Annotated in this window: 1 protein-coding gene; it reads right to left on the reverse strand. The window is 43.2% G+C overall.

All coding sequences use genetic code 11. The features are described from left to right. Positions 1 to 428, reverse strand: a 428-nt coding sequence (locus N1032_RS28215; protein WP_259544066.1) for a hypothetical protein, incomplete at its 3' end; no start/stop codon positions are given. Positions 429 to 500 lie beyond the last annotated feature (72 nt).

The following is a 500-nucleotide window of genomic DNA, read 5'->3' on the forward strand; positions in this document are numbered from 1 at the left end:
GTTTTTAAATCTTTGTCTCTTGAGCATATAATCGTATTTTCAGGATCTTTTCTTTGTTCAATACCCATCCAATCGTCGGCTTCATAGCCATCAACCACAGTATGATTGTAAGTATCAATAATATGTTCACCGACGGTCTTCCAGTTGTAGGGTTTGACAAATCCCTCACGGTTGCCCTTATAAGGTTGCTGTTTGGCAATGTCAAACCTGAAGTTATCTTTGCCAGACAGAACGCAAATATAAGAGTCTGCACCAGTAACGGCCCGTATGTGTTGTATAGTCTCATCAACTATTCTCCTGATCTCATGGAAGGGAGCAGGCATACGAGCAGCTTTGGTTCCTTTAAGGTATGGAGCAGCATACTCATTTTCAAGCTCGATTGCACCGATTTGGTATCGGAGAATATCGCAATCGATTATCGCTCTCATGCTTTAGCTTCTTCCTCACCACGACTAATGTTGTGCTTGAGGGTAACGGCTCGGAGGGCATCAGCTTTGAAC

The organism is Herbiconiux daphne, assembly GCF_024979295.1.
Lineage (GTDB): Bacteria > Actinomycetota > Actinomycetes > Actinomycetales > Microbacteriaceae > Herbiconiux > Herbiconiux daphnes.